The following is a 523-nucleotide window of genomic DNA, read 5'->3' as shown; positions in this document are numbered from 1 at the left end:
TAATAAACACCACACCGGCGACACTAGGCCAAACCATTAGTGCGTGAAAAGCGGCCAGTCAGAAAACATCACCGCAGGTCAAGGCCATAGGCCCATCGGAACGACGGAGCCGTGAGCCAAGTCAGGCCTGGCCACCACACGAACGGCACCAGTCATCCGGATCAACGGCACGGCATTCCAACACCGCACGGCCAGGGGTGAGACGCTGCCCGAAAGCTTCCAGCCCAAGCTCATCGAGGCGGCAGAACGTAGTCATGTCAGGAGCAGGAAGGTAGCGTGGGACACGTCGAGGTCTTCCGGATGGGCAGTGTAGGAACTCCCATCATCGGAAGACCTCGACCCCTATCCCGCCACCGACGCGCCCACTCCCGCTACACCCTCAAATGCGATGAGATTCCCTAACGCTTGTCAATGCTTTTTTGGCTCTGGACGGCAGGCAGGGTGAGTGCACCGTCACCTGTGTTCCGCGGTGACGGGATGTGCGTCCATCGGGACGGGGCCGGTCGTAGGGCCGCTGGTTTGC

General features: G+C 60.8%; 1 pseudogene. It reads right to left on the bottom strand.

Annotated features, from left to right (window positions below):
• Window positions 1-133 precede the first annotated feature (133 nt).
• Window positions 134-285 (bottom strand): annotated as a pseudogene (locus tag PY310_RS21525) (ISL3 family transposase); the annotation flags it as partial.
• Window positions 286-523: the final 238 nt, after the last annotated feature.

The sequence above is a fragment of the Pseudarthrobacter naphthalenicus genome (assembly GCF_029076445.1).
In the GTDB taxonomy this organism is placed as follows: domain Bacteria; phylum Actinomycetota; class Actinomycetes; order Actinomycetales; family Micrococcaceae; genus Arthrobacter; species Arthrobacter naphthalenicus.
The sequence above is the reverse complement of the archived record's forward strand: the minus strand, read 5'-3'. Positions and strand labels throughout refer to the sequence as shown.